We start from the raw sequence: 6,371 nt of genomic DNA on the forward strand, positions 1-6,371 counted from the left end.
CGATGCCGATGCTCGCCATAGGGGAGCACTTGCCATGCCCGCATAGATGCGCATCGCACATCTGGATCGCGCGCGATCGCCCGCCCCCCCGCGCGACGACGCGGCGATATGGCTACACGTATTCCCGTTCGCGCATCCACTTCGTCATGATCCACTTCTCGCCGCGCACGACGGGCGCGCCGCCGTGAAGCGTGAGGGGATCGAGCTGCCTGCGCCCATTCATGTAGCGGAAGTAGACCGCACCGCCTCGGCTCGCCGAGACCGCGAGCCCTGCGTCGGGAAACACGGTTTCGCCGCCTTCCTCGACGTCGTTCAGGTAGGCAATCAGCGTCGCGATGCGCTGGCCGCCGCGCGCCGTGTGCAGCGCGCTGCCGCTCTGGCCCGGCGGGAAATAGTCGAAATGCGGCCGATACTCGCCGCCCGTTGCGTAGCGCAGTATCTGCAGGCCTTCGCCATGCTCGAGCGGCTCGCTCATCAACGCCGACATGCGGCGGTCCAGCCGCTCGATGAACGGGTCCTCGCATCGCTGGAACCAGAAGCCTTCGCTCGTGCGCATCTTGATCACGTCTTCCCGGCCGCTGTCGGGATTGACGGTGGTCGAGCGCTTGAGCCGATGCCGCGCGCGTTCGATCAGTTCGGTGCATTCGTCGTCCGACAGCACGTCGTCGAACGAGATCACCTGGGGCCGCTCGATACGCAGGCGCACCGCCACGTCGCGGTCATGCGCCCGGATGCGGTTGCCCGCCGCCACGGGACAGGCGTCGTAATGATAGGTACGCGCGGCATCTTCCGACGGCGCGATCAGATCGGCCTGCAATTCCGTCGCGGACGCGGCGTTGCGCACCAGTTCGCGCGCCGCGTCGGCTTCGAAACCGGCCTGCACCATCGCCTCGACCATCGATTCCGGCGTACAGCCGCGGCTCACATTGGTCGCGAGCCACTCTTGCCATGTTGCATCCACGGTGCGCATCACACCTCCGTTGCATCGTTGTCGTGCCTGTCCTGGCTGTCGTGGCCATTGCCGTTCGCGCTATGCCGCCGATGCCGCCTTCGCGCGCCACGCGGCAAGGCCGCGCTGCGCCTGCGCGCGGATCGCGTTCTGCACGAAAGGCGTCCAGCCCAGCAGCGCGCCCTTCGCTCCAAGTGCCTGACTCGCCCAGCGCCACAGATCGAAATGATCGCGATGCTCGGCGATCAGGCCGTCGCGGAACACGAACCGCGCGTCGATCGGGTTGACGACTGCTCTGCCCGTCTGGCTGAACAGGTAACTCGCGACCCAGTGCGCGCTGCCTTGCGAGTCGTCGGCGACGACGTGGCTGAACGACAGCGTGAAATCCTGCGCCCGCGACACCAGCATCCGCCACATATCGACGACTTCGCCGCCGTGCAGTTCGACGAACACCGGGTCGCCGAACGTGACGTCGGGCGCATAGCACGCGGCCATCGCATCGACATCACGGCGCTGAAAAGCCTCGTAGAACCGCTCTATCAATGCCGCATTGGGATGAGTCATGTCGGTCTTGTATTTGCCCTCTGGTTGCCGGTTCGAACATGAACGTCGTACCCGTTCAGTCAAGGTACAACACGTTCGTCGGCGCGCGCAATCCTGGGTCTGTTTCCGCTTGCTGCCGCGTGGCGATGCGCGGCCATGGGCGCCGCCTGCTCACACTGCCTCGGGGTCCGACCGATGAATCGCGATGCCTTCCATCGGGTCGGGCTCTTCGCGCCACGGCGCGCGTTCGATCATCCGCTGCGCGTCGGCATAGCCCGCGTCCCAGCGGCGCCGGATGCCGTCCGTCGAAAAGTCGATGTCCTTGTGCAGATCGTCGCGACCGAAGCTCGGCGCGTCGAGTTCGATCACCTGCATCGTCGTGCCGCAGCCCCAGTTCAGCAGCTCCTTGACGACGGCCGAGTCGCGCACGCTGTCGTCCATATGCTTGCCGAGTTCGCGGATGACATGGCGCAGCCGGTGGATCTGCCGCTGCCGCTCCAGATGGCTTTCGGCGCGGCTCGAATACTGGATGTCGCGCTGGCGGCTCATCGCCTCGCGGATCGATGCCGGCTCGCTGCCGTGCGCGGGCCACAACTGCACGGTGAAGATCACGGAGCTGTGCCGCGGCCGGTCGTCGAGCACGGCTTCTAGCGGCGTATTCGAATAGATGCCGCCGTCCCAGTACGCCTCGCCGTCGATGCGCACGGAAGGAAAGCCCGGTGGAAACGCCGCCGACGCCATCACATGCTGCACATCGAGCCGCTCGTCCCGATTGGTGAAGTAGCGCATCTGTCCGCTGCCGACACCGACCGTGCCGACGGTGAGGCGCGTCTCCTTGCGGTTCAGGTAGTCGAAGTCGATCAGCGACGCGAGCGTCTCCGCCAACGGGTCCGTGTGATAGAACGCTGCCTGCTCGATGCCGACGGGCGTGTGCGCGCCAAGCCATGCGCCCGCGCGCGGCGTGAAAAACGCGGGCAACCCCTGCGAGACGATCGACAGATTGCGCAGCCACTGCTCGCCGTCCGGCATCCACGCGGCCCATGCCGTCGACCATGCGGTGAGCCACGCGGCAGGTACCGCCATGGCGTCACAGGCGGGCGCGCACGCGGCCAGCCAGTTCAACGCCTGGGGGCCCGCCCAGGTCACGCGCTCCCAGAACGCGCGCAGCCGGTTCATCCGCTCGGCGGGCGGGTTGCCCGCGATGATCGCGCCGTTGATCGCCCCGATCGACGTGCCGATCACCCAGTCGGGCTCGATGCCCGCGTCGTGCAGTGCTTCGAATACGCCCGCCTGGTAGGCGCCCAGCGCGCCGCCGCCTTGCAGCACGAGCACGACCTGCGCGTCGATGGCAGGGTGCGCCGACGTGGTGCGCGTGCCCGGAGCCAGTTGCGCGTCCGATGTCTTGCGGGGTCGCGTGGAAGCACGCGAGGCCTGCGCCGAACGCTGCGCTGCCGCATGCATCGCCGTTTTCTTGACCATCGTGAGTCTCTCCGCTGATGAAACGGGAGCGGCGGCACATGCCGCCGGCAGCCACACGATAGCGTACCGTGCGCGAGCCGATCAACTGCGTGCCCCGCGCCGTCGCGATGCCGCTTTTTCACCGGAAGCGATTCTGGCTTGCTGAAGTGTCGGGCGTTCGCACGAGCACACTCGCCGAAATCCGCATGCAGGCGGAAATCGAGGCGATCGAGGAAGCGCTGCGGCGGCATGGGCACAACTTGATCCGCGCGTTGCGCGAAGCCGGGCTTTCCGGCTCCGCCGCCGTGCGCCATTCGATGCGCCATTCGATGCGCCATTCGATGCGCCATTCGATGCGCCGTGCGACATGCCATTCCGCTCGTCGTTCCGCTCGCCATTCGGCACAGGCTGAACGGCTTCGCGCCTGACCTGTCCATCCCAATGTCGATCGCAACTACATTGGAGTGGACACCGCCCATGTCCGACCACGCCTCGCCCTCCATCGATAAACCCCGCGACACGCCGCACGCCTTCCCCGCGCAGGCGAGCCCCTGCGACGATCTCGCGATCCGCGCGCAACCCTGCGCCGCCGCAGCGTGCCGCCGCAAGCGCCTCGCGCTCGCCGCGACGATCCTCGGCTCGAGCATGGCGTTCATCGACGGCTCCGTCGTCAACGTCGCGCTGCCCGCCATCCAGAGCGAACTCGCGGCGAGCGTCGCGGACATGCAATGGGTCGTCAACGCGTATCTGCTGCTGCTCGGCTCGCTGGTGCTGGTGGGCGGCGCGATGGGCGACAAGCTCGGGCGGCGCACCGTGTTCATCGCGGGGATCGTGTTGTTCACGGCCGCTTCGGCGGCATGCGGCCTCGCGCCCGGACCGCACGCGCTGATCGTGGCGCGCGCGGTGCAAGGCGCGGGCGCGGCGCTGCTAGTGCCGAGCAGCCTTGCGATCATCGGCGCGGTATTCGATGAAAGCGAGCGCGGCCGCGCAATCGGCACGTGGGCCGGCTTCGGCGCGATCACGTCGGCGCTCGGGCCCGTCGCGGGCGGCTGGCTCGTCGACGCCTTCTCCTGGCGCGCGATCTTCTACCTGAACGTGCCGCTTGCGGCCGCGACGGTCGCGCTCGCGCTGTCGTCGGTGCCCGACAGCCGCGGCGGCCATGCGGGCGGCCGCGTCGGCGGCAAAGACGGCGGTGAGCATGGCGGCAAGCAGGGGCAACGTCTCGACTGGCCGGGCGCGCTCGCCGCGACCGTCGGCCTGGGCCTGCTCACCTACGGGCTCACGCTGGCGTCTCGCACGGTTTCGGCGACGAAACGGTGATCGCCGCGATCGCGGGCGGCGCCGTGGTGTGCGCGGCGTTCGTCGCGATCGAGGCGCGCGGCGCGGACCCGATGATGCCGCTCGACGTGTTTCATTCGCGAGATTTCAGCGGCGCGAACGCCGTCACGCTGCTGTTGTATTTCGGCCTCGGCGGCGCGCTGTTCTTCCTGCCGTTCACGCTGATCCGCGCGCACGGCTACTCCGCGACGGAAGCGGGCGCGGCGCTGCTGCCCGTGCCCGTCGTGATCGGCGTGCTGTCGCGCTTCACGGGCGGACTGACCGTGCGTTACGGCGCGCGCGCGCTGCTGACGGCGGGGCCCATCGTCACGGCCATCGGGTTCGCGCTGCTCGCGCTGCCGGGCGGGCTCGACGCCGATCATGCGCGCAACGGCTCGAGCTACTGGACGAGCTACTTTCCCGCGCTCGCCGTGCTCGGGCTCGGCATGACGATCACCGTCGCGCCGCTCACGACCACCGTGATGACCTCCGTTCCCGCCGGGCGCACGGGCGTCGCGTCGGGCATCAACAATGCCGTCGCGCGGGTCGCGAGCCTGCTGGCCATCGCCGTGCTCGGCATCGTGTTCGTGTGGTCGCACGACGCGGCGCTGTCCGCGCGTCTCGGACAGTTGCACATTCCCGGCGACCTGCATCGCACGAGCCAGCTGCTCGCCCCCGATCCCATGGCGGGCGCGCACGCCGTGCCCGCGCAGATCGTCGACGCGCAGGCGGATGCCATCGATGCCGGGCTGCGCGCCGTCGCGCTCGTGTCGTCCGCCTGCGCGCTGCTGGGCGCCGCGTGCGCGATGGCGACGATCCGGCGGCAACCCAGCCGCTAACGCGCACGAAGTACCCGGCATCGACACTTCGTGCTGTCCTGAAACATCGCGCGCTGCGTCCGTCGATACTGATCGTCACGCAACGACAATCAGAGAGACTTCAGATGACGCTCACCTGTTTCATCCGCTATCAGATCGATCCGTTCCAGCGCGACGCATTCCGTCAATACGCCGAGAACTGGGGTGAGATCATTCCGCGCTGCGGCGGCCATCTGCTCGGCTATTTTCTGCCACACGAAGGCACCAACGACATCGCGTGGGGCCTGATCGCATTCGACAGCCTCGCTGCCTACGAGGCCTACCGCGCGCGGCTTCGCACCGATCCGGCCGCGGTCGGCAACTTCCGCCTGGCGCAGGACAGGCGCTTCATTCTGCGCGAGGAGCGGACTTTCACCGAAGTCGTCGCTGGGACGCTTGGCAAGCCGGCGCAATCCGTTTCTCTCTGATTGCTTTCCGACACCACACGAACAACGGTCGGTCGAGATTTGCACGGCAAAAACGCACGAAAAAATGCGCATCGCACGCCAGGATGCGCGCAAAATTGCCGGATCGCCGGGTTTGCGGAACTTTTCGTGTCGCGCCGGTGTCGCTTTCTCTTTCAGTCGAAACGTGGTGGCTCCCGGCGCCGCATCGCGTCAAGCCGTACGCGCATCGCCGCCGCCCACCGGCCCTACATGCGCAAATTCCTTCTGCTCTGCCTGCTCGCGCTGTTCTGCGCGCCCGCCTTCTCCGCCGTGACGGCGACCACGAGCGCCTCGGGCGCTTCCGCCACCACCGTCACGCTGACGCCCGACCAGGCCCGCCAGGCGCTGCAGGTGCTCAACGATCCGAAAAAGCGCGCGCAGATCGAGGACACGCTGACGGCCATCGCCGCCGCCGGCGTGCTCGCGACGCCCGCCGAGCCCGCTTCGGGCGCATCGGCCGCGGCGGCGGGCAGCGCCTCGGGCGCGAGCGTGCCCGCAGCGTTCAAGAGCAACGGGCTCGCATCGCAACTCGTGCGACAAGGCGCCCACTGGATCACGCAAGGCAGCATGACGCTCAAACGCTCGGCGGCGGTGTTGCTCGATACGTCGTCGGCGCGCTACTGGTGGAACATCCAGCTGTCGAATCCGCACGAGCGCGCGAAGGTGTTCGCCACGCTGCTCGCGCTGATGGGCACGCTGCTGCCCGCCATCGCGCTCGAATGGCTTGCCCGGCGCCTGTTGCGGCGGGCGCGCGCGGCGATCATCGTGCGCCGCGAAAAGCGCGAGGCCCGCGACAAGGCG

At 68.2% G+C, this 6,371-nt stretch carries 5 protein-coding genes and 2 pseudogenes; 4 read left to right on the top strand and 3 right to left on the bottom strand.

Annotation, left to right across the window (positions count from 1 at the left end; genetic code table 11):
• Nucleotides 1–112 precede the first annotated feature (112 nt).
• The 3 genes from H3V53_RS35590 to H3V53_RS35600 all read right to left on the bottom strand — a co-directional run bounded on the left by H3V53_RS35590 (nt 113) and on the right by H3V53_RS35600 (nt 2,971).
• Nucleotides 113–970, bottom strand: a complete 858-nt coding sequence (locus tag H3V53_RS35590) for a 2OG-Fe(II) oxygenase (RefSeq protein WP_054925562.1) — start codon at nt 968–970, stop codon at nt 113–115.
• 60 nt (nt 971–1,030) lie between these two features.
• Nucleotides 1,031–1,513 (bottom strand): nuclear transport factor 2 family protein, encoded by a 483-nt coding sequence (locus H3V53_RS35595; protein ID WP_336601830.1) that lies wholly within the window; start codon nt 1,511–1,513, stop codon nt 1,031–1,033.
• 150 nt (nt 1,514–1,663) lie between these two features.
• Nucleotides 1,664–2,971, bottom strand: coding sequence for a patatin-like phospholipase family protein (locus H3V53_RS35600; protein ID WP_336601831.1), 1,308 nt, complete (start codon nt 2,969–2,971; stop codon nt 1,664–1,666).
• A gap of 185 nt (nt 2,972–3,156) precedes the next feature.
• Here H3V53_RS35600 and H3V53_RS35605 point away from each other — a divergent pair, with 185 nt between their 5' ends.
• The 4 genes and pseudogenes from H3V53_RS35605 to H3V53_RS35620 all read left to right on the top strand — a co-directional run.
• A complete protein-coding gene (locus H3V53_RS35605) occupies nt 3,157–3,378 on the top strand; it encodes a hypothetical protein (RefSeq protein WP_336601832.1) in 222 nt (73 codons plus the stop codon).
• Between the two features lie 49 nt (nt 3,379–3,427).
• Nucleotides 3,428–5,106 (top strand): annotated as a pseudogene (locus tag H3V53_RS35610) (MFS transporter).
• A 104-nt stretch (nt 5,107–5,210) separates the two neighbouring features.
• Nucleotides 5,211–5,552, top strand: a complete 342-nt coding sequence (locus H3V53_RS35615) for an NIPSNAP family protein (RefSeq protein ID WP_336601833.1) — start codon at nt 5,211–5,213, stop codon at nt 5,550–5,552.
• Between the two features lie 228 nt (nt 5,553–5,780).
• Nucleotides 5,781–6,371 (top strand): annotated as a pseudogene (locus H3V53_RS35620) (mechanosensitive ion channel protein); the annotation flags it as partial.

It is taken from the genome of Paraburkholderia bengalensis, from assembly GCF_037126505.1.
Classification (GTDB): Bacteria; Pseudomonadota; Gammaproteobacteria; order Burkholderiales; family Burkholderiaceae; genus Paraburkholderia; species Paraburkholderia bengalensis.

What these genes read in the sequence shown, in the direction of transcription:
- H3V53_RS35595 (WP_336601830.1), bottom strand. Translation starts at nt 1,513, where the DNA reads ATGACTCATCCCAATGCGGCATTGATAGAGCGGTTCTACGAGGCTTTT.
- H3V53_RS35605 (WP_336601832.1), top strand. Translation starts at nt 3,157, where the DNA reads ATGCAGGCGGAAATCGAGGCGATCGAGGAAGCGCTGCGGCGGCATGGG.
- H3V53_RS35590 (WP_054925562.1), bottom strand. Translation starts at nt 970, where the DNA reads ATGCGCACCGTGGATGCAACATGGCAAGAGTGGCTCGCGACCAATGTG.
- H3V53_RS35615 (WP_336601833.1), top strand. Translation starts at nt 5,211, where the DNA reads ATGACGCTCACCTGTTTCATCCGCTATCAGATCGATCCGTTCCAGCGC.
- H3V53_RS35600 (WP_336601831.1), bottom strand. Translation starts at nt 2,971, where the DNA reads ATGGTCAAGAAAACGGCGATGCATGCGGCAGCGCAGCGTTCGGCGCAG.